Origin of the sequence: Chitinophaga sp. sic0106 (assembly GCF_019219075.1) — a bacterium.
GTDB lineage: Bacteria > Bacteroidota > Bacteroidia > Chitinophagales > Chitinophagaceae > Chitinophaga.
Map to the genome: position 1 here is coordinate 105,192 of NZ_JAHUWJ010000012.1, position 21,419 is coordinate 126,610.

Sequence of the window (21,419 nt, forward strand, 5' to 3'; positions counted from 1 at the left end):
ACCTTTGCGGAAAGCAAATGCTTACTGCTTATGTCTGTGAATAAAGAAATCAAGCGTGTAACCACGCACGTATTGCAGAAGATGAAGGTTGACGGGGAGAGAATCTCCATGCTTACCTGCTACGACTATTCCATGGCGCGAATCCTGGATGATGCCGGTATTGATATTCTGCTTGTAGGCGACTCCGCCTCCAATGTGATGGCTGGTCATGAAACTACCCTGCCGATTACGCTGGACCAGATGATTTATCATGCTGCCTCCGTAGTAAGAGCCGCTAAACGCTGCTTTGTGGTAGTAGACCTTCCTTTCGGTTCCTACCAGGGCAACTCCAAGGAAGCACTCAACTCCACTATCCGCATCATGAAAGAAACGGGTGCGCACGGTGTAAAAATTGAAGGTGGAGAAGAAATTATAGAATCTGTAAAACGCATTATCAGTGCAGGCGTTCCCGTGATGGGGCACCTCGGGCTCACGCCACAGTCGATCTATAAATTCGGCACCTACGCAGTAAGAGCGACCGAGGAAGCGGAAGCCACCAAACTGATCAACGACGCTAAACTGTTACAGGAGGCCGGCTGCTTTGCCATTGTACTGGAAAAGATTCCTGCCCTGCTGGCAAAACGCGTGGCAGAGGAACTGGCCATTCCAATCATAGGTATCGGTGCCGGTAAATATGTAGATGGTCAGGTGTTGGTGATGCACGATCTGCTGGGCATCAACAAAGACTTCAAACCTCGCTTCCTGCGCAGGTACCTGGACCTCTACGGCGAAATTTACAACGCTACACAGTCTTATATTAAAGATGTGAAGACCAGGGATTTCCCGAACGACAGCGAACAATACTAAAATCACCAATACGAACGGCGCACAGTAATGTGCGTCGTTTTTGTTTTCAGTAGTTTTTTCCTATATTCGCTTCCAGCAATGAACTACCTGTTAAACATACAGCTTTCTCTACTCTCCTATCTACGGAGCACTTGCTCCCACGTGCCTTAATGGACGCGGGTTTTCCCTTTTATTATTTATTGTATTCCTGCTACAGCAATTTAGTCTGACAGCTTTTCGTATGCGCGTATGCGTTAGCTGAAAAATGAATTGTTCGTTCGTGGGAGTTGCACCTGATTTTCCTGCAAAGTTGCATTTGCTTTTGCTTTATTTCTATGCCTCCGGCACAGGAGTAAAGGCATATGGCTGCGGGCTTGTGGCCCGCCGCTATCCGCAATAAAAAGTGATATGCATAAGCAGCTTCACGGGAGAATAGAATCCTTTACTTCTTTGCAAGCTATATGCCTTGCGGGAAAGAATATTTAATCATCACCAATTCCATCGCACATGAAAAAAATCATGATCATCGGTGCCGGCAAGATCGGCGAAACAGCCGCATTTTTACTGCAAACATCCGGTGACTACCAGGTTACCATGGCCGACAACAACCCTGCCATGCTGGAAGCCCATCTCTCCCCCGGTGTTACGGGTTTACAACTGGATGTAAACGACGCAGCAGCGCTTACAGCGGCGCTGCAACCACAGGACATGGTACTGAGTGCCTGCCCCTATTTCCTGAATGTGAAAATTGCTACTGCAGCAGCTGCTACTAATACCCATTATTTTGATTTAACGGAGGATGTAGCCACTACCAATGCTATCCGCGAAATTGCCGCTGAAGCAGGTGTTAGTTTTATGCCACAATCCGGACTGGCACCGGGTTTCATCAGCATCGCCGCCCATGATATTGCCAGAGAGTTTGATCAGCTGGATAGTGTACGCCTGCGCGTAGGCGCGCTGCCGCAGTTTCCTACTAATAGCCTCATGTACAACCTTACCTGGAGCACAGATGGATTAATCAACGAATACTGCAACCCTTGTGATGCCATTGATGAAGGTCAGCGCAAGGAAGTAATGCCAATGGAAGGCCTGGAGAAATTCGCGCTGGATGGCGTAGAATACGAGGCATTTAACACCTCCGGTGGCCTGGGCGCATTAGCCGAAATCCTTGACGGAAAGGTAAGCAGCCTGGATTACAAAACGGTGCGTTACCCGGGGCATTGTCAACTTATGAAGATTTTATTGAATGAGTTAAAGTTGAACAAAAAACGCCAGGTTTTGAAAGAAATTATGGAGGATAGCATACCTTTCACCCCGCAAGATGTGGTGCTGGTATTTGTATCAGTAGCCGGCAGGATAGATGGTCGTTATGTGCAGCGCTCCTACTCCAGGAAAATATATAACCAGGAAGTTAACGGGAGAGATTTTACTGCCATTCAGCTGACCACCGCGGGAGCTGCCTGTGCAGTCATTGATCTGCATGCAAACGGCAAGTTGCCCGCCAAAGGCTTTATCCGCCAGGAAGATGTAATTTTCCAGGACCTGATCACCAACAGATTTGCAGTTTATTACAACAGGAATTAAACAGATTGTTATGCTTAGCGAGATTTTACATGGCCTCATGAGCCGCTACCAGGAACGTGTTCCGGATGTAGCTGCCGTTATTGACGCTATGATCGGAGAAGGAATGATAGCACAGGCCTCCGACATCGAAAACGACCATATCGCTTTCCGTACCATGGGTGTACCCCACTTGGGCGTACAGTCACTGGAGAAAATTTTTCTGCACTACGGCTATACCAAAAGAGAACATTATTATTTCGCCGGTAAAAAGCTGGATGCCTGGTGGTATGCGCCACCGGAGCCACAATATCCACGTATTTTCATCAGCGAACTAAGAGTAAATGACCTGAGCGAAACCGCACAGCGTATCATTCACAGCTATACAGATGCGATTACCAGTGATCCGGTGGATGCACTGAACCTGGATGATAGCCAGGCAGTGGATACCTTTCTCCACAGCGGCCTTTGGCGCACACCAACCCTGGCCGATTTTAAAGCCCTGGCTGCCGAAAGTGAGTATGCCGCCTGGGTGATTTATAACCGGTATTACCTCAATCACTTCACCGTGAGCGTACATAACCTGCCGACAGGATATAACACTGTAGCGGGCTTTAATGAGTTCCTGGAAAAACACGGATTTGTGCTAAATGATTCAGGCGGTAAAATAAAGGCGAGTCCGGATGGCAACCTCCTGCAAAGCGCTACTGTAGCCCGTATGATTGAAGCGGAGTTTGCAGGTGGTGAAACTTATCAAATCGCAGGCTCCTATGTGGAGTTTGCCGAACGCAGGGTGCTGCCGGAGTTTGCATCACTACCTGCCAGCGAAATACGCAGGGAGCACCGCCGAGAGGGCTTTGAGGCCGGCAACGCCGACAAGATCTTTGAAAGCACCTACTCCACCCAGACGAAAAAAAGTTCTTAATTTTAAGAGAGAGATCATTACCATGGAAGATATATTAAAATCATTCGGTATCACCGGTAAGCAAAGCGGTGTAAGTACCGGCATACACTGGCTGCCAGGTGGAGGCGCAGAAATCACCTCTGTTTCCCCTGTGGACGGCAAGGAAATCGCCACCATCAAAGGCGCCAGCAAAGAAGATTATGATGCTGTAGTAGTTACGGCACATGAAGCATTTAAAACCTGGCGGCAGTGGCCTGCACCCCGCCGTGGCGAGATAGTACGCCAGATCGGTGAAGCCCTGCGCAAACATAAACACGACCTGGGCCGGCTCGTGTCGTACGAAATGGGCAAGAGCCTGCAGGAAGGCTTCGGAGAAGTACAGGAAATGATTGATATCTGCGACTTTGCTGTGGGATTGTCGCGACAACTACACGGCTTAACCATGCATTCCGAAAGGCCCGGCCACCGCATGTATGAGCAGTGGCATCCCCTGGGAATCACCGGTATTATTTCCGCGTTTAACTTCCCGGTAGCCGTATGGAGCTGGAACTCCATGCTGGCATGGGTTTGCGGAAACGTGTGTATCTGGAAACCTTCTGAAAAAACACCAGTGACGGCGCTGGTTTGTCAACGTATAGTCGAAACCGTATTTGCTGCCAACGATGTACCGGAAGGCGTTTGCAACCTCGTGATCGGCGGCCGTGAAACCGGCGAATGGCTGTCGGCAGATCCACGCGTACCACTGATCTCTGCCACAGGCTCCACCCGTATGGGTAAAGAGGTAGCTGCCACCGTAGGGGCGCGACTCGGCAAATCCATCCTGGAGCTGGGTGGTAACAACGCGATCATTATATCTGAACATGCCGACCTGGATATGTCCCTGATTGGGGCCGTGTTTGGGGCAGTAGGTACCGCTGGCCAGCGCTGCACCAGCACCAGGCGCCTGATCATTCATGAAAAAGTATATGATGCGTTTGTAGCGCGACTGGTAAAGGCTTATTCCCAGCTGCGTATCGGCAATCCGCTGGATGAAAACAACCACGTAGGTCCGCTGATCGATAAGGACGCGGTGAATGCTTACCTGAAAAGTATTGCACAGATCAACGCCCAGGGAGGTAAATTCCTTGTGGAAGGCGGCGTGCTTGAGGGTCCGGGATATGAAACCGGTTGCTATGTGAAGCCCTGCATTGCCGAAGTACAAAACCACTTCGCCATTGTACAGCATGAAACATTTGCACCTATCCTGTATGTAATGAAGTACCAGACGCTGAAAGAAGGTATCGCCTTCCAGAATGATGTACCACAGGGCCTCTCCTCCGCTATCATGACGCTGAACCTCCGTGAGGCCGAAGAATTTTTATCTGCTGCCGGCTCCGACTGCGGTATTGCCAACGTTAATATCGGTACCAGCGGTGCGGAAATCGGTGGTGCATTTGGCGGCGAAAAAGAAACGGGTGGTGGTCGTGAAAGCGGCTCAGATGCCTGGAAAGCGTATATGCGCAGACAAACAAATACCATCAACTACTCTACCAAACTGCCATTGGCACAAGGTATCAAGTTCGATCTATAAAGTATTAGTGGAATCCTTTTTCTCCAGCTCCGACGCTTTGCGTCGGAGCTTTTAATTTCATTTCAGGAGGTTACTGCCCGATCAGATTACTAAAAGCGGTTGATAAATCGTTGACTTACCCCGGCCAGTGTGACCCGGCTCCCGTGGTAAACGTTTCTCTACATACATCAACGTCGCATGATTTTCAAAAATAGTAGCGAGGCTAGAGAACCCCGCTTTTCGTTAAACGGAAACCATGCTTATGAGAAAAATATCTGATAGCAGGGACGCTATCATATACTCTTCAGACCATAAATATGATACTAATTTTTGAATATTCATATTCAACGTTTGTGCTACGACAGTAATCCTTCTGTAACTGAAAAGCGTTTACATAAGCATTCAAATATTATTTTAACAAAAATTATAATATATATTAGCTTATTAATATAAATATTCAGCTAAGATTATAACCAGTCAACTAGTTAGTTGCGCGTTTATCATTAAATTTTAATGTTATACCGCTTTTTCCATACCTTTAACCTATCTAGTTTATTTTACTCTTATATCGGGAAAATGTTGGACATGAAATCGTTTAGTCGGGAGATAGCAGTCGCGGTGGTATGTGTAGCGATGACGACTGCGCTGAATACCAAAACCATTGCGCAAAGCAAAACCCCAGTGCCTAAAAACTGGCAATTATTAAGTTACGATACGGACTCTGTTTATGGCACAGCTACGGAAAAAGCCTACAAACAACTGCTGCAGGGCAAAAAGAGTACGCCAGTGATTGTGGCGGTGATCGATTCGGGGATTGATACCCTCCATGAAGACCTCAAGCCTATCCTGTGGACCAACCGCAAGGAAATTCCCAACAACGGGAAAGACGATGATGGCAACGGCTACATCGATGATATCCATGGCTGGAACTTTCTGGGAGGTAAAGACGGCAGCAGTCTCAAAGAGGACTCTGACGAAGCTACCCGGGAATACTACCGTTACAAACAATTGTACATCAACCCGGACTCAGCCCTGAGCAAGGACTCCAAGGAGTATGAGTACTGGCAGCGCCTGCAGGCTAAAGTGGAAAAGCCTTCCTCTCAATACAAGGTTTCCTACAAAACAATGTCTAAACTGCAGGACAACCTGAACAAATGTGCTACCATACTGAAAAACTACCTCGGTAAGGAAGATTTCAATGTGGCTCAACTGGACAGCATTCAAACCACCAGCCAGGATGTACTGCTGGCGCGCAACTTCGTATCCCGCCTGCTGAAATCCTCCGGTGATGATATGCCAGATAGTTTCAACGAATTCAAATCGGAGTTCGATGAATACATCAGCGAAATCAAGCGCAAGGCAGAAAGTACAGACGTTCAGCCAAACGCAAACAGAGAAAGGATCGTAGGTGATAAATTTGAAGACATCACCGATGTTAAATATGGCAACAACGACGTAATGGGCAAATTCGGTTTCCACGGCACCCACGTTTCAGGTATCATCGCGGCAGTGCGCAACAACGGCGCAGGCATGGACGGTGTAGCCGACAACGTTAGGATAATGGCAGTGAAAGCAGTACCAGACGGCGATGAGCGCGATAAAGATGTGGCACTGGCTATCCGCTATGCGGTGGACAATGGCGCACAAATCATCAATATGAGCTTCGGTAAAGGCTTCTCCCCTCACAAAGCCTGGGTGGACGATGCCGTAAAATATGCAGAAGAAAAAGGAGTACTCCTCGTTCATGCTGCCGGCAACGACGGTCAGAATAACGACTCCGTACCCAACTACCCTAACCCTTACTATCTCACCGGCGGTAAAGCCAGCAACTTCATTACTGTAGGCGCTAACAGTACCGGCAGAGGCAAGGATAAGGTAGCCAGCTTTTCTAATTACGGAAAAGAAGGAGTAGACTTATTTGCACCAGGGGTACAGATCTATTCTACCATTCCGGGTGGCAATACCTACGGCGCTGCAAGTGGTACCAGTATGGCATCTCCGGTGGTGGCAGGTGTAGCGGCACTCGTGCTCTCCTACTACCCTGATCTGACTGCAAAACAATTAAAATACATCCTGGAAAAAAGTGCTACCCCATTGCCTGATGGCAGTGTGATGGTAAACAAACCAGGTGCTGATGACACAGAGGTTCCTTTCGCGGATTTATCCGTAACTGGTGGCCTGGTTAATAGCTACGAGGCACTGAAACTCGCTGCTACTGTTAAAGGGGAGCGTGTACAGCCCAAAAAGTCAAAGGCTAAAATGAAGCCGGTTAAGAAGAATTAATTAGTTACAAGCATAAAAAAAAGACCGGGCGCGATGCGTCCGGTCTTTTTTTATGAGTTATTGTGGCGCCGCACATCGACTGGCCATTACGTATAAATTATTGTAGAGCCGCAATGCTTGCGGCTCGTCGCCCTAATCCTGTTGCTTAACGGGTTTTAAGCGAGGAGCCGGAAGCATTCCGGCTTTACGATATTATTTCACTAACCGCAAACACAGCGGATAACGATAATGCTCTCCTTTGTTAACCGCCACAGCAGCCAGGATAGAGAAAACCAGGTTAAACAGTTTCAACAGAGAGTATAGTCCCAGCCAGCTAAAACCAATGCGTGTAAAATTGAAATGGCCGTTAAATATACCTGTTCCGATAGCCCAGATGCCGGAGGTAATACCACCGATGATCATCACTGCCGCAGAGGCAAGACTAATCGTAATCTGGAAGTTCAGCGCTTCCTTTCCTTCTGTTTCCACAAAGGCGGAATCATGACGTTTGATCAGCCATAAAACCAGTACCAGCACTATATTTCCTGCCCATCCCCAGTTAAGGAAGATGTAGGCAAATACGCCGGCAATATGTAACAGGGTGGCCCAGGTTCTTTCGTCTCTTTCGTTCATAGTTGAGGATTATAAATTTAGGAAGAAGTTAAAGGCTAATGCTGTAAAATCCAAGCAGTGAAGAAGAAAAACTACAAACCTGTAAGCCGGATTCTGTGAACTCCGGCAAGCCGGAGAACTGCTATCATTTATCTACGACGATGTTCACACACCGCCTGTATCTGCCTACCCTCGGTCATCGGGCGAGCAGCCCTCAAGCAACCGTATACATGGCATTTCAGCACGCAAGGTTTACCCGCATAAACAGTTACCTGCCTATACCGTGGGCGCTTACCCCACATTTTCACCCTTACCGGTTGCCCGGCGGTCATTTTCTGTGGCACTTGCTGTCCTGTTCCTGCGAACAGGCCCACCCGTTAGGTGGTGCGTTGCTCTGCGCTGTCCAGACTTTCCTTCTTTCAGCTCAAGTCTGAAAGACGATAGCACGGTTTGTAGTTGACGGCAAAGGTAAGGAAAAGATTGATCAAACCATTAACAGAAAAGGGATTGAGACTTTTATTAGCCCCAATCCCTTACCAGTATTGACTTCTATAATATAAAGTAAATTACTATCTGAAATTTATCTCCGTAGCCCCATAGCCATAACGGGCATTGTACTGATTCACAAAGTTGGCCACTTCCGGCGTCTGGCGCAGGATCGCATGAATTTCATCTTTAAGCTTTCCTTTTCCAATACCATGTATTACCACCATATGATGCTGTTTGTGCGTGATAGCCAGATCGAGGTAACGTTGAAACTCATTCAGCTGAATAGCCAGGATAGCAATGTTACTAAGTCCTTTCCAGTTCTTTTCGAGTTTCTCTATGTGCAGGTCCACTTCATGTTTTGGTTCCAGGGCGGCTTCCGGCTGCAGTTGGATCTTACTCAGCAAGCTGGCCATGGTACCTGTACCTACAATCTTGTTGTTTCCCGGCTTTTTACCAGGAACACCGGCCGACGTTGTGGCGGCGGGTGCCGGCGGTGGCGTTTCAGCGGATTTATCAGGATACTTATCGAACAGCGGAATGGTAAGCGTGGCTTCTGCTTTGGTACGCAGGTCCTCCAGCTGGCTAAACATCTGCTTGGCTTTTATCTTCCAGGTTTTTTTGACCGAAGATGCCAGGTTCGGCTGCTGATCTTTCAGCACAAAGGTAAACTCGAAGCGGGGGTTGTCGTTCAGCGATTCAAAATGCAGATCCGTCAGGTAAAAGTGATTGTATGGATGGATTTCATTCTTGATCTCCAGCTCCATTTTGTTGGCCAGCCATACCTGGAAATAAAAGCGCATGGCGTTGGGCGTATCGTTAAACAGATGGAACTTCATCAGCTTGATGGTTTCATCGAAGCCATCATGATGGTACACGGGAAGTACGGAAATGAACATCCCCTTATCTGTTTTCAGATCTTCGTATTTACTGCGGTTTACTTTGATCTCATCTCCCGGAATCAGCCTGGGTTGCGGTTTCACCAGTTTCTCCTTTGTAAAGCGATGGAAGTAAGGGAAGTCGATCTGATCCAGGTATACCGGGAAAGAGGTACCTTTTACTTCTATCATCACCATATTATCATTCACGATCTCTACTACAGTTCCTTCTTCTTTAGAACTGAGCAGCAGAACTTTATCTCCTATTTCGTATTTCATAATTGCATTCTTGACGCAAAGCTAATTTTTTTCTGGTAAAGATGGAGAAGGAAGTGAGAATGAGGGGGATCGTGCTTTTTGATTCGGATCTAAATGACACCTTCGGTGTCATTGGGGAGGTTCCGCGCTGTGCGCGGGAAGGCAGCAGGAAGAATTATTTCACAGCATAACTGCAACGACACTCACATTGTGCGAATCCAGGCTGCCCCGGAAGCAACCACAGATAGAATTATTGCATTGAAGATTGGATGAGCCAATGGCTGGCTGCCACAGACAATAATTGATAAGACAGGGTTAACAAACCCGTCTAACGTGAAGGCCTGTATGAAAACAGCCTCAATCTTTGATGCCCGCAGAATAGTTGCGGCTGTGCTTCTTTTCCGGATGACGGCGCATGTAGTCATCTACTGAAATGGGGCCGCTGCCTTCAATAAGGAAAAGGACCAGCAGAAACATCACAAGGAGTGAAAGGCCTAACACCGGGTAAACATTAAACAGGCCTGTTGGCGACTGAACAAAAATCAGTGCACCCAGCAGAACAGGTAGGTTCAGCGCTGCCGCGATGCGGGTAAAAAGGCCCATTGTAATGAATAATCCACCTACAGTATGCGCAAATACAATGTAATGCGCGATGCCGACTGACATAGCTGCCAGCGCAGGGCTTTCATCGATAACACGTACCAGGGCATCTCTGTTTTGAACAAACATGATACCTACGTACATCAGGAAAATACCCAGCGCTATACGGACAACGCTGAGCCATTTAGGATGATGTGTATCACCCCATTTTTCGATTCGTTGTAGCGTGTTCATAAAATTGAATTTTATGGATCAAAGAGCTACACTGAAGTTACGAATAATTATGATTTCCTGAGCTTACTGTGGGTATAACTGTAAAGGAAATAAATAGCAAGGCCAGCAATAAGCCAAACGGTGAAAACGATCCAGTTTTTGAGCTCAATTTCTGTCATCAGATAAAAACAGCTGAGCATACCCAAAACCGGTATGAGAGAGAGTTTGCGCAGATAGGAAGCCACAACCATAATCAGTGCTACCACCACAAAAAGGAAGAATGGGATATTGTGCTTCCATACGTTCCAGCCATCGGCCAGGGACAGTCGTTCCAGTATTTCTTTATGGAATACCAGGCCGGTACCAATTAGCACCATTGGAACAATGTACTGACTGTTGATATACGGCAGGCGGAAGCGCTTTTCAGCGGTTTTTTCCTGCGGAGGCAGCATTAACACACCACCACAAACCAGGATAAACGCGAAGAGCGTGCCTATACTGGTCAGGTCTGTTACAATGGTCAGGTTCAGGAATAACGCCGGCACCCCTACGATAATACCAGTGATGATGGTAGAGAAAGAAGGCGTTTTAAACCGGGGATGGATTTTACTGAATTTCTTTGGCAGCAGCCCGTCGCGGCTCATACTCATCCAGATACGTGGCTGGCCAATCTGAAACACCAACAGCACGCTGGTGGTGGCGATTACCGCACTCACAGAAATGATGTAGCTGATCCATGGCATGTTTACCTGGTCAAATACGAAAGCCAGCGGATCGGCCACTTTCAGCTGCGTGAAAGGCACCATACCGGTGAGTACAAAAGAAATGAGGATATATAATACGGTACAAATAATCAGGGAATAGATCATGCCCTTGGGCAGGTCGCGCTGCGGATTGGCACATTCCTCAGCAGTGGTACTTACTGCATCAAAACCAATGTAAGCAAAGAATACGGCCGATACACCTTTCAGTACCCCCGAGAAACCATTTGGCATAAATGGCGTCCAGTTGGCCGGGTTTACATAAAAGAACCCTACCACAATCACAAACAGGATCACCAGGATCTTGAGGCCCACCATGAAATTGGCACTGCGCTTACTTTCCCGGATGCCTACAAAGGCCAGGTAAGTTACCAGTATCACCACTATAAAGGCAGGAAGATTCAGAATAATAGGCAAACCGAAGATATGCGGGGCAGCCGACATGAGTTCGGGTGTAGCACTGTCATAGTTATTAGTCAGCCAGTCCGGAAACCCGAGTCCTATACCGTTCAGCAGGTTATTGAAATATCCGCTCCAGGATATGGCCACAGCTATATTCCCGATGGCATATTCCAGGATGAGCGACCACCCGATTATCCAGGCAGCGATTTCACCAAAAGTTACATATGAATACGTATAGGCACTACCCGATACAGGCACCCTGGAGGCAAATTCGGCGTAGCAGAGTGCGGAGAAACCGCAGGTAATGGCAGTAATGATAAAGAGTACTGATACCCCGGGGCCACCATGAAAAGAGGCTTCCCCAATGGTAGAAAAGATACCGGCACCAATTACGGCAGCGATACCCATCGCTGTAAGATCCTTCACTTTCAGCACTTTGTGCATTCCGCTTTCATGTCCGTCTCCCAACCCACTGTTGGCATCTCTCAATATTGTTGCGATTGATTTTTTGCGAAAAAGCGAATTGGACATTGGCGAGGATTATTACAGTTTTGGGCGCGAATATATGGGAAAAAGTTATAAAAAATATTTTACAATACCTAAAAAGGTGGAAATGATATATCCTGTGGTGGCTGCGCCTACTGTGCGTGGTGGAGCCCAAATTTCATTGGAGCCTTCGGCTCAAATGAAATTCGGGTATAGCGAAAGGCCGCAGGCCATTCGCTATACCCGAATAAGTAAAAGTTGTATTACTGTTGTCTATTCAACAGAAAATCAGCCAGTTTCTTCAGCGGCTCCTTGCGATTGCTGAGCACAGCAATTTTCTCCAGGTGAGAGAAAGCTTCCGTCGTAAAACGTTCCTTCTCCTTTTCGGCCCATTCATCCACCTTACAGTCGCGGAAAATACCGAGTACCCTTTCCACCTTATCAGCAGGGTTTGAGGCCAGTAATGCCTTTAATTCTGCTTTCTGGGAGTCGTTACATAACTCAAATGCTTTCAGGAGCAGGAAAGTCTTTTTATTAGCAAGGATATCACCGCCCTGTTGCTTACCGAATTTTTCCGGGTCACCGAAGGCGTCAAGATAATCGTCCTGGATCTGGAAAGCGATACCGACATTTTTCCCGAAAGCATATAAATGTTCCTGATTCCCTTCACTGCCGCCGCCGATGATGGCGCCCAGCTGCAAGCTGGCTGCCAGCAGCACGGAGGTTTTGAGGCCTATCATGTTTACATACTTATCGTAGTCCACCTCTTCCGGCTGCAGGTCTTCAAAATCCATATCCAGCTGTTGCCCTTCACACACTTCAACAGCTGCCTTGTTGAATACGGAAATCAGTTTCTTCTGATATTTCGCATTTACTTTATTCAGGCGGTCGTATACGGTAATCAGCATCACATCTCCGGAAAGAATGGCAGCAGTATCGCCATACACGGTATGCACCGTGGGTTTACCCCTTCTGAGCGGAGCCTTATCCATGATATCATCATGAATCAGGGTGAAGTTATGAAACAGTTCAATAGCGCTGGCAGCATGAAATGCGTCTGGATGCAGCTCATCGAATAATTCATTTCCCATCAGGCACAGTACAGGGCGGATTCGTTTACCGCCGATTTCCAGGATATGGCTGGCTGCTTTGTACAGTTTTGCCGGTTCCTCCGGAAAGTGTTGTTGCTCGAAATGTTGACTGAACTGTGCTGTTAACTCTTTAAATGATTGCATTACTCTGAAACGGTTAATGAATTATTTTTTCTTCTTTATGTTCTTAGCATTGGCCTTTTTAGCTGGTGCTTTAACAGTTTTTACGGGAGATGTTTTTGCTTTTTTAGCAAGTGGCTTTTGTACCGGAGCAGTGGCTTTTTTGGTCACCGGCTTTTTTGCAGGTGCTTTTGCAACGGCTTTTTTAGGCGACGCTTTCTTAGCAGGCGCTTTTACCGCAGCTTTTTTAGGTGCTGGCTTAAGCACTGCTTTTTTAGCTACTGGTTTCACCCCAGCTTTCTTAGCAACGGCTTTAACTGTTGCTTTCTTAGCTGGTGCGGTAACCGCGGCCTTTTTTGCTACTGGCTTCACCGCAGTTTTCTTGGCAACGGTTTTAGCTGCTGCTTTCTTGGCTGGTGCGGTAACAGCGGCTTTTTTAGCCACTGGCTTCACCGCAGCTTTCTTAGCAACGGCTTTAGTTGCTACTTTCTTGGCTGGTGCTACTGCCACGGCCTTTTTAGCTGCTGGTTTTCCGGCAACTTTTTTACCCGGCGCTACTACCGCTGCTTTCTTCGCAGGTGTTGCTGCAACCTGTTTAGCTACTGGTTTTCCGGCAACTTTTTTACCAGGAGACGCTACTGCTGCTTTCTTTGCAGGTGTCGCTGCAACCTTTTTAGCTACTGGTTTTCCGGCAACTTTTTTACCAGGAGACGCTACTGCTGCTTTCTTAGCTGGTGTCGCTACAACCTTTTCAGCGGCTGGTTTACCAGAGGCTGTAACCGCTGCTTTCTTAGCAGGAACTGCAGGTTGGGCAGCCACTACCTTTTCAGAAGTTGCTTTCTTAGACGTGGCTGTCGCCGCCTTTTCTGCTGCTGCCTTCTTAGCCGGTGCCGGCTGCTCCGCAGGTGCCTGGGCTACCACCACTGGTATCTCAGGTGCCACTTCCGGTGCTATCACTGCAGGCTTATCTTTGGCCTGACCGCGTTTACCGCCTTTCTGTAACGCTGCTTTTCCGTCAGCTGTTTTCACTACTCCGGTGAGCGGCTCAGGCTGCGTAGCTGCTGCCACCTGCGTTACCGGTGTTACATCAGGCTGCAAGATAGCAGGAACTTCCGGAGGTGTCACCACACTGGCAGAAATTGCAGGCAGATCGATCGGAGGCATATCTGATTTCGTTGGCGTTTCCCAGGTAGCTGCCGGCTTTGGTGCCTGCTGCCCCTGAGGCCAATGTTGTTTGTCCTTTTTCTTTTTCTTTTTACCAGGACCCTGCGGGTGCTGATGGCGTTGCTGTTGCTGTTGCTGACGCTGCTGCTGGAACTGCTGCTTAGGCTGCTGACCGCGAACGGCAGGCTGTCCTTGTTGCAGTTCTTCTTCCAGTTCGTAATCAAGCTGGCGCTTAGCCAGGTTAGCAGCAATCACCCGGATTTCTACTTCCTGACCGATACGGAACCGGCGACCAGTAAGCGAACCTACCAACGCATATTCTGCGTCATTAAAAACAAAGTCTTCTTTTTTATTGAGGTTATGTACACTCACGAGTCCTTCACACTTGGTATCCACAGTTTCTACCCAAAAACCAAAATGCGCCACACCGCTGATCACCCCCTTAAAGGTTTCACCGATGTATTGCTGCATGTACTCTACCTGCTTGTATTTATTACCTGCGCGCTCAGCCTCCATGGCTTTTCTTTCCATTTCAGAACTGTGCTTGCATACCTTCTCCATTTGCTTGTCAGGATGCACATTGTTGGACAGGCATTCCTGTACCACGCGGTGAACTACCACATCCGGATAACGGCGGATAGGCGAGGTAAAGTGACAGTAGTCCTCGAAACCAAGGCCATAGTGCCCGATGTTTTCCACGGTATACACCGCTTTTGCCATGGTACGGATACCCAGGGTTTCCAGCACATGCTGTTCCGGTTTGCCCTGTACCTGCTGTAACATCCCGTTGAATGAACGGGCAATGGCATCAGGTGCATTCAGATCAAACTTATACCCGAATTTACCGGCAAAGGAAGCGAATACCTTCAGCTTGTCGGGGTCAGGGGTATCATGCACACGGTACGGGAAAGGCACCGGTTGTTTATTCACCCTGATCTTGGACACGTAGGTAGCCACCGTACGGTTGGCCAGCAGCATCAGCTCTTCGATGAGCTGGTGAGCCTCCTTGCTTTCCTTGATCACGATGCCGATTGGTTTACCGGTTTCGTCCAGTTTAAAGCGTACTTCCTGGGAGCTGAAATTGATGGCGCCATGTGCAAAGCGTGCAGCACGCAGCGTTTGAGCCATTTTGTTCAGCAGCAGGATTTCGTCGAGATATTTACCTTCTTTCTTTTCGATAATTTCCTGTACATCCTCATACGTAAAGCGATGATCAGAGTGGATGACTGTGCGGCCAATCCAATGTTGCTTCACCTCACCCTGCTCATTCATCTGGAAGATGGCCGAGAAAGTGAATTTATCTTCATGCGGACGCAGCGAGCACAGTTCGTTGGAAATTTTCTCCGGCAGCATTGGCAGCACCCTGTCCGGCAGGTATACGGAAGTAGCTCTTTTGTCTGCCTCCTTATCCAGTTCGGTACCAGGTTTCACATAGTGACTCACATCTGCAATATGCACCCCCACTTCATACAACCCGTTTTTAAGCGGGCGGATGGAGATGGCATCATCAAAGTCTTTGGCATCCACCGGATCAATGGTGAACGTGAGAATATCACGAACATCTTTACGTTTTCGTACTTCCTCTTCCGTTATAGTCTCATCGATTTGTGCCAGTTCATCCATCACCTCTTTAGGGAAGTTAAGCGGGAAGCCTGCTTCGATGAGAATTTCCTTCATGGCCAGGTCATTGGTATCGCTGGCATCCAACACTTCGATAATTTCGCCTACCGGTTTGCGGGACTGCTCACCCCAGGCTACGATTTTTACAACGGCTTTATCACCGGTTTTGGCCTCTCCGAGGGAGTTGGCCGGGATATAAATATCCGGCATGAACATACCTTTTTCAGGTATCAGGAAGCCGAAATTCTTGCTTACCTGTAAGGTGCCGGTGAATTCAGTCTTATTTCGTTTAAGGATATCCGTTATAACCCCTTCCATGCGACTATCGCGGTTGCCGGGTTTCAATACGTCTACCAGTACTTCATCGCCATCGAGGGCAGTATTCAGGTTTTTCTGTTTTACGAGGATATCACGTGGCAGGCCTTGTACAATTACAAATGCCATTCCTGAGCGGGTTACTTCCACTATACCTTTAAAGGTCTTTTTGGGGCCTCCGCCGCCGTGGTGTTGGTTTCCGCCTTTCTTATTTTTTTTCTTTTTACTCATGTTTCAGGGTAGTTCTTCATTGATTGGCCGTAGGATAAAAGCTTCCTACATAATCAAAAATAAAATTATTAAATCTTTCTGCTCCATCGAACAGGAATGCAATTTCAATTGGCATAACAGCCATTTGCATGTTTTGTTCTGTCAGGTTTTTTTGTAGCAGATGCAGCCTTACTGCGTCTTTTTCAGTGGTCACTACCATTTTTTTATTGCCTGGTAAACCATCCCGTTCCCGGATGATTTTGGCGATATCTTTTTCGGAATAATAGTAATGATCCGGGAATGCCAGCAGGTAAACCTGACTAAAGGAAGACCTGAGTTTATCCAGGAGTGGTTCGGGCCGTGCTATGCCACATGCCAGCAGCACGGTGGTATCAGGAGAGATGCTTACCGGTTCCTGCGTAATAAGATCGTACATGGCTCCGTACTGCAAGGTAGTAAAAAACACCTGCTGATGCGGCAATGGTGCAATTTCTTTTTCGATGGCCGCCTTTTCTGACAGTGATAATTCAGGCGGACATTTGGAAACGATAATACAATTTGCGCGGTGGTAGCCGTTTCTCCCCTCTCTTAGTCTGCCAAAGGGCACTACATGATCGCGGGTAAACCTGCGGTTGTATTCTGTAATAAGAATATTCATGCCAGGTTTTATGCTGCGGTGCTGGAAGGCATCATCCAGCAACACCACCTGGGTATCCGGTTCATCCATCAGCAGCTGCGGGATGGCCAGCATCCGCTCCTCTCCTACGGCTACACGAATATCGGGGTATTTCTGATGAAACTGCATCGGCTCATCACCAATTTCTAATGCGGTGGTGGTAGTATCAGCCAATATATAGCCGCTGGTACGGCGGTTATAGCCCCTGCTGAGGGTGGCTACCTGGAATTGCTGTTTGAGCAGGCGGATGAGGTATTCCACATGCGGTGTTTTGCCGGTACCACCTACCGACAGGTTGCCGGCAGCAATGGTTGGGATGTCAAACTCCACCGCGGTGAGCATTCCCCTGTCGTAGAGTTTATTTCGCACCCACATCACCAGGCCATAAAGCAGGGAAAACGGGTAAAGCAGTACAGACAAATATTTCAGCACGTTAGTATGTTTAGGCTTCGTTATTAAAATGATAGATTTTTTCCGGGGTTACCACTATACGCAGCGGCACATCCCAGGGATCTGTTCCCGGTATTTCTGCAATCGGCTCAAACAGTGACAGCCCAATGGTTTGCACATCCGGACGGCATAGTTTCAGAAAGCGATCATACATCCCTTTACCATATCCTACCCGGTGGCCCTGCGTATCAAAGGCCAGCATCGGTACAAATACAACATCTATCAGGGAGAGATCAGCGGGCTCGCCGTTTTGTGGCTCCGTAATACCAAATTTGTTCTGCGCAAGGGTGGTAGCGGGCGTCCATACCAGGTGCTCCATGGTGCCAGCCTGCATATCGGAACGCGACAACACCCATTTCAGCTGGGGATACCGGACTTTGAGGGCTTCAATTACAGGCCAGGTATCTGCTTCCTTCTTTTCCAGTATGGGGAGAAAGACATGTGCATACCTATACGGTGCAAAGTCAATGCGCAGCACCTGTTCCAGCAAAGCCGCATTTAGCCGGGCAGCGGTGGATTCGTCCAGGTTTAACCGCTGTTCCAGAAAATGTTTTCGTATATCCTTTTTCGTTGTCATTATAACAGTTGGTGTAACGAGGGCGACAACAATTGTGCCTGCTCCTGTATAAATGCCTTTCCGACAGTTGCGGCCTGCGGAATCCGGCCAATACGGGGGATGCCGGACCAGCGGATAATATCCTCTTCGTTGGAATGCCAGTCCCCACCGAAGATCCAGCCTATAACGGGAACGCCTGTATGTTGCAGCAGGCGGGCGGTAAGCATGGCATGATTGATACTGCCAAGGTAGTTTTGAGCGGCAATTATGACACGTGCCTGCATTTTGGAGATCATATCCAGCGTGAACAACTCCTCATTGAAGGGTACCATGAGGCCGCCGGCGCCTTCGATCACCAGCGGGCGTGCCGGATCGAACTGGTCGAGCCGGGCCAGGATACGATCCGCATCGATCGTTTGCTGCTGCATCCGGGCAGCCAGGTGGGGAGATTCAGGCGCCTCCAGGGCGTAAACCTCCGGGTGGCATATAGTCTTATGATTGCTGATCAGTGATAATATGGTATTGGTGTCAGTACCTTCGGAAAGTCCTGTCTGCACCGGTTTCCAGTAGTCGGCCTGCAACGCTTCCGTTACACAGGCGGCGGTTACGGTTTTTCCCACTCCAGTGCCGGTACCGGTAATAAAAATTCGCTTGTTCATCCGGGCAAAGATAGGGTTTATCGGGCATGCGGGGAGAAAGGCAAAAAAACCTATCTTAGTAAAGTACAACCTCCAAGAATATGAAATATTGTGAAAACATCCTCGAAACGATTGGACATACTCCACTAGTAAAGTTACATCGCGTGTCTGCCACGCTGCCATGCCCGGTTTTTGCCAAAGTAGAATTTTTTAACCCAGGGAACTCCATCAAAGATCGCATGGCCGTAAAAATGGTAGAGGTAGCGGAGCAAAAAGGCCTGCTGAAGCCAGGAGGCACCATTATTGAAGGTACCAGTGGTAATACCGGTATGGGCCTGGCCCTGGCTGCGGTGATCAAAGGCTACAAATGTATTTTCACCACAACTGATAAGCAGTCCAAAGAAAAAGTGGATATACTTAAAGCCGTTGGCGCCGAAGTGATCGTATGCCCAACCAACGTAGAACCGGAAGATCCCCGCTCCTACTATTCTGTATCCAGGCGCCTGTCGCAGGAAATACCGAATTCATTTTACGTAAACCAATATGACAACCTGGCTAACAGGGATGCCCATTATGAACAAACAGGCCCGGAAATCTGGGAACAAACAGACGGTAAGATCACCCACCTGATTGTTGCCACCGGCACCGGCGGCACCATCACCGGCACTGGCAAATTCCTGAAAGAGAAAAATCCGGATATCCAGGTATGGGCAATAGATAGCTATGGCTCCCTGCTGAAAAAATATTTTGAAACCGGGGAAATAGATATGAGTGAAGTGTACCCTTACATCACAGAGGGTATCGGAGAAGACTTTGTGCCACAGAACTACGATATGGACGTGATCGACCGGTTCGTAAAAGTAACCGATAAGGACGGTGCGGTGATGGCCCGCCGTATCACCAAAGAAGAAGGCATCTTTGTGGGTTACTCCGCAGGATCTGCCATGTCGGGACTGATTCAACTCAAGGAACATCTGAAACCAACCGATGTGGTGGTGGTGATATTCCATGATCATGGCAGCCGTTACGTAGGTAAGGTATACAACGACCAGTGGATGATGGAGCGCGGCTTCCTGGATGTAAAAACAGTGAAAGATGTAGTAAGCTCCCGCCGTAACCAGCCGCTGGTAAGTATTACAGCAGAAGAGAAAGTGAGTGAAGTGATTGCTAAAATGCGCAAATTTGATATAGAGCACCTGCCGGTGATGCAGGGTGCAGAGATGGTAGGTTCCGTTTCTGAGAATGGCCTCTTTAACCGTCTCATTGACGATGCCAACCTGAAGGACGCCACCGTGAAACAAGTGATGCAGGCGCCTTTTCCAATCGTAAACGAAAATACACCAATAGAAAAACTGTCCATGTATATCAATAAGGAAAATGGTGCGGTGCTTACCAAAGACGAAAGCGGTGATTACCACATCATCACTAAGTATGATATAATACAGGCATTAGGAAGATAAAGATGGAATTTACAGATCAATTACAACGTACAATTATATTAGACCAGGCACCGGCGCGCATTGTTTCGCTGGTGCCTTCTCAAACAGAACTGCTGCATAGTCTGGGACTGGGGGAGCGTGTGGTGGGTATTACTAAATTTTGTATCCATCCGCAGGAGTGGTTTCGCAGCAAGGCCCGCGTAGGCGGCACTAAAAATGTGCACCTGGACCAGGTACGCGCCTTACAACCGGATTTAATTATTGCCAATAAAGAGGAAAATACCCAGGCTGACATTGAAGCGCTGATGGAAGAATTTCCGGTGTGGGTTAGTGATATTCATAGTCTGGAAGATGCGCTGGGCATGATTGCCGGCATAGGTGCACTTACACAAACCATGGCGAAGGCGGTAGCCATGATTGCTGAAATAGAGGGCGACTTTGCCGCCTTGCAACCATTGGGTGGTGTACGCACCGCCTACTTCATATGGCGGGAACCCTGGATGGTAGCCGGTAACGATACTTTTATACACCAGATGCTGGAGCGTTGCGGGTTTGTTAATGCTTACAGCCACGTGCCACGGTACCCTGACATCTCCCTAAAACAACTAAGTACCACTGGATGTGAGCTGATATTATTATCTTCTGAGCCCTATCCTTTTAAAGAAAAACATATCGCTGAATTGCAGGAAGTACTGCCGGCAGCCAACATACAATTGGTGGATGGTGAATATTTTTCCTGGTATGGTAGTCGCCTGAAGGGCGCCCCTGCTTACTTTTCCGGCCTCATTGCCTCCTTGCGGGAAGCTGGTTTCCAATAAATAATTTTAGTCGGGCAACCTAATAATTAGCAGCCACGTAAACAGAAGATATACAAACTGTTTCATTGCTAAATCTATTATTATGGAAAGACGCGACTTTGTTGCAAACCTTGGAATTACGCTGGCACTGGCCTGCACGGCGGGACTAGCGGCCTGCGGTGGCGGCGGAGGATATGACAACTCCACCCCACCTCCTCCTGCCGGTGGTGGTAGTACCCGGTTATCCGTGAATCTCAACAATGAGTTAATGGCGGTGGGCGATGCAAAAATTTCAGGAGGAGTGATCCTGATCCGTACCGGCAGTGGCAATACTGCAGCGGATTTCGCCGCATTATCCAGCACCTGCACCCATCAGGGTTGCACGGTATCTGCCTACAACAAAACTTCCGGATTAATTGAATGTAATGCACCTTGCGGCCATGGCAGCAGATATGCTACCAGCGGAGCAGTAAACACAGGGCCGGCAGCAAATCCCCTTACGGCTTACCAGGTTACTGTCAGTGGTAATGTGCTGACGGTGAGCTGA

General features: G+C 48.2%; 17 protein-coding genes and 1 other RNA gene. 8 read left to right on the forward strand and 10 right to left on the reverse strand.

The genetic code is table 11. From position 1 onward, the window contains the following. Positions 1–30: 30 nt before the first annotated feature. From panB to KW844_RS18165, 5 genes are all read left to right on the forward strand, one after another. Positions 31–846 carry a 3-methyl-2-oxobutanoate hydroxymethyltransferase gene (gene panB / locus KW844_RS18145; RefSeq protein ID WP_218378194.1) on the forward strand — a complete coding sequence of 272 codons (816 nt, stop codon included), beginning with the start codon at positions 31–33 and terminating at the stop codon, positions 844–846. Positions 847–1,332: 486 nt separating this feature from the next. Further along, complete coding sequence (locus KW844_RS18150; protein ID WP_218378195.1) at positions 1,333–2,409, forward strand: saccharopine dehydrogenase family protein; 1,077 nt, start codon at positions 1,333–1,335, stop codon at positions 2,407–2,409. Positions 2,410–2,419: 10 nt separating this feature from the next. Beyond that, complete coding sequence (locus KW844_RS18155) at positions 2,420–3,310, forward strand: DUF1338 domain-containing protein (RefSeq protein ID WP_218378196.1); 891 nt, start codon at positions 2,420–2,422, stop codon at positions 3,308–3,310. Between the two features lie 22 nt (positions 3,311–3,332). Then, positions 3,333–4,859 (forward strand): aldehyde dehydrogenase family protein, encoded by a 1,527-nt coding sequence (locus tag KW844_RS18160; RefSeq protein ID WP_218378197.1) that lies wholly within the window; start codon positions 3,333–3,335, stop codon positions 4,857–4,859. Positions 4,860–5,423: 564 nt separating this feature from the next. Beyond that, entirely contained in the window at positions 5,424–7,121 is a 1,698-nt protein-coding gene (locus tag KW844_RS18165) for a S8 family peptidase (RefSeq protein WP_218378198.1), read from the forward strand. A gap of 192 nt (positions 7,122–7,313) precedes the next feature. Here KW844_RS18165 and KW844_RS18170 read toward each other — a convergent pair whose 3' ends face one another. The 10 genes from KW844_RS18170 to bioD form a co-directional block, all read right to left on the reverse strand. Beyond that, entirely contained in the window at positions 7,314–7,733 is a 420-nt protein-coding gene (locus KW844_RS18170) for a DUF4870 domain-containing protein (RefSeq protein WP_218378199.1), read from the reverse strand. A gap of 66 nt (positions 7,734–7,799) precedes the next feature. Then, positions 7,800–8,169: RNase P RNA component class A (gene rnpB, locus KW844_RS18175), an RNA gene on the reverse strand. Positions 8,170–8,281: 112 nt separating this feature from the next. After that, entirely contained in the window at positions 8,282–9,355 is a 1,074-nt protein-coding gene (locus tag KW844_RS18180) for a Smr/MutS family protein (RefSeq protein WP_218378200.1), read from the reverse strand. Between the two features lie 336 nt (positions 9,356–9,691). Beyond that, a complete protein-coding gene (locus tag KW844_RS18185; protein WP_218378201.1) occupies positions 9,692–10,168 on the reverse strand; it encodes a DoxX family protein in 477 nt (158 codons plus the stop codon). Positions 10,169–10,215: 47 nt separating this feature from the next. Then, positions 10,216–11,841, reverse strand: coding sequence for an amino acid permease (locus KW844_RS18190; protein WP_218378202.1), 1,626 nt, complete (start codon positions 11,839–11,841; stop codon positions 10,216–10,218). 218 nt (positions 11,842–12,059) lie between these two features. Continuing rightward, a complete protein-coding gene (locus tag KW844_RS18195; RefSeq protein WP_218378203.1) occupies positions 12,060–13,031 on the reverse strand; it encodes a polyprenyl synthetase family protein in 972 nt (323 codons plus the stop codon). A 21-nt stretch (positions 13,032–13,052) separates the two neighbouring features. Next, complete coding sequence (gene rnr / locus KW844_RS29105; protein ID WP_255578514.1) at positions 13,053–16,337, reverse strand: ribonuclease R; 3,285 nt, start codon at positions 16,335–16,337, stop codon at positions 13,053–13,055. A gap of 16 nt (positions 16,338–16,353) precedes the next feature. Next, a complete protein-coding gene (gene lpxK / locus KW844_RS18205) occupies positions 16,354–17,424 on the reverse strand; it encodes a tetraacyldisaccharide 4'-kinase (protein WP_218378204.1) in 1,071 nt (356 codons plus the stop codon). Between the two features lie 10 nt (positions 17,425–17,434). After that, positions 17,435–18,019: a 5-formyltetrahydrofolate cyclo-ligase gene (locus KW844_RS18210; protein ID WP_218378205.1), complete on the reverse strand. Its 585-nt coding sequence runs from the start codon at positions 18,017–18,019 to the stop codon at positions 17,435–17,437. Next, positions 18,019–18,657: a dethiobiotin synthase gene (bioD, locus tag KW844_RS18215; RefSeq protein ID WP_218378206.1), complete on the reverse strand. Its 639-nt coding sequence runs from the start codon at positions 18,655–18,657 to the stop codon at positions 18,019–18,021. Before bioD ends, KW844_RS18210 begins: the two co-directional genes overlap by 1 nt. 80 nt (positions 18,658–18,737) lie before the next feature. On the opposite strand from bioD, the gene KW844_RS18220 reads away from it, so the two are divergent. The 3 genes from KW844_RS18220 (at position 18,738) to KW844_RS18230 (ending at position 21,419) form a co-directional block, all read left to right on the forward strand. Further along, positions 18,738–20,096 (forward strand): pyridoxal-phosphate dependent enzyme, encoded by a 1,359-nt coding sequence (locus KW844_RS18220; protein WP_218378207.1) that lies wholly within the window; start codon positions 18,738–18,740, stop codon positions 20,094–20,096. 2 nt (positions 20,097–20,098) lie between these two features. Continuing rightward, positions 20,099–20,893 carry a helical backbone metal receptor gene (locus KW844_RS18225; protein WP_218378208.1) on the forward strand — a complete coding sequence of 265 codons (795 nt, stop codon included), beginning with the start codon at positions 20,099–20,101 and terminating at the stop codon, positions 20,891–20,893. 82 nt (positions 20,894–20,975) lie between these two features. Then, positions 20,976–21,419, forward strand: a complete 444-nt coding sequence (locus KW844_RS18230; RefSeq protein WP_218378209.1) for a ubiquinol-cytochrome c reductase iron-sulfur subunit — start codon at positions 20,976–20,978, stop codon at positions 21,417–21,419.

Excerpts from the sequence above, each read along its gene's own strand:
- rnr (WP_255578514.1), bottom strand. The coding sequence starts at position 16,337 with ATGAGTAAAAAGAAAAAAAATAAGAAAGGCGGAAACCAACACCACGGC.
- KW844_RS18170 (WP_218378199.1), bottom strand. The coding sequence starts at position 7,733 with ATGAACGAAAGAGACGAAAGAACCTGGGCCACCCTGTTACATATTGCC.
- KW844_RS18195 (WP_218378203.1), bottom strand. The coding sequence starts at position 13,031 with ATGCAATCATTTAAAGAGTTAACAGCACAGTTCAGTCAACATTTCGAG.
- KW844_RS18180 (WP_218378200.1), bottom strand. The coding sequence starts at position 9,355 with ATGAAATACGAAATAGGAGATAAAGTTCTGCTGCTCAGTTCTAAAGAA.
- panB (WP_218378194.1), top strand. The coding sequence starts at position 31 with ATGTCTGTGAATAAAGAAATCAAGCGTGTAACCACGCACGTATTGCAG.
- KW844_RS18225 (WP_218378208.1), top strand. The coding sequence starts at position 20,099 with ATGGAATTTACAGATCAATTACAACGTACAATTATATTAGACCAGGCA.
- bioD (WP_218378206.1), bottom strand. The coding sequence starts at position 18,657 with ATGAACAAGCGAATTTTTATTACCGGTACCGGCACTGGAGTGGGAAAA.
- KW844_RS18185 (WP_218378201.1), bottom strand. The coding sequence starts at position 10,168 with ATGAACACGCTACAACGAATCGAAAAATGGGGTGATACACATCATCCT.
- KW844_RS18155 (WP_218378196.1), top strand. The coding sequence starts at position 2,420 with ATGCTTAGCGAGATTTTACATGGCCTCATGAGCCGCTACCAGGAACGT.
- KW844_RS18160 (WP_218378197.1), top strand. The coding sequence starts at position 3,333 with ATGGAAGATATATTAAAATCATTCGGTATCACCGGTAAGCAAAGCGGT.
- KW844_RS18190 (WP_218378202.1), bottom strand. The coding sequence starts at position 11,841 with ATGTCCAATTCGCTTTTTCGCAAAAAATCAATCGCAACAATATTGAGA.
- KW844_RS18230 (WP_218378209.1), top strand. The coding sequence starts at position 20,976 with ATGGAAAGACGCGACTTTGTTGCAAACCTTGGAATTACGCTGGCACTG.
- KW844_RS18165 (WP_218378198.1), top strand. The coding sequence starts at position 5,424 with ATGAAATCGTTTAGTCGGGAGATAGCAGTCGCGGTGGTATGTGTAGCG.
- KW844_RS18210 (WP_218378205.1), bottom strand. The coding sequence starts at position 18,019 with ATGACAACGAAAAAGGATATACGAAAACATTTTCTGGAACAGCGGTTA.
- KW844_RS18150 (WP_218378195.1), top strand. The coding sequence starts at position 1,333 with ATGAAAAAAATCATGATCATCGGTGCCGGCAAGATCGGCGAAACAGCC.
- KW844_RS18220 (WP_218378207.1), top strand. The coding sequence starts at position 18,738 with ATGAAATATTGTGAAAACATCCTCGAAACGATTGGACATACTCCACTA.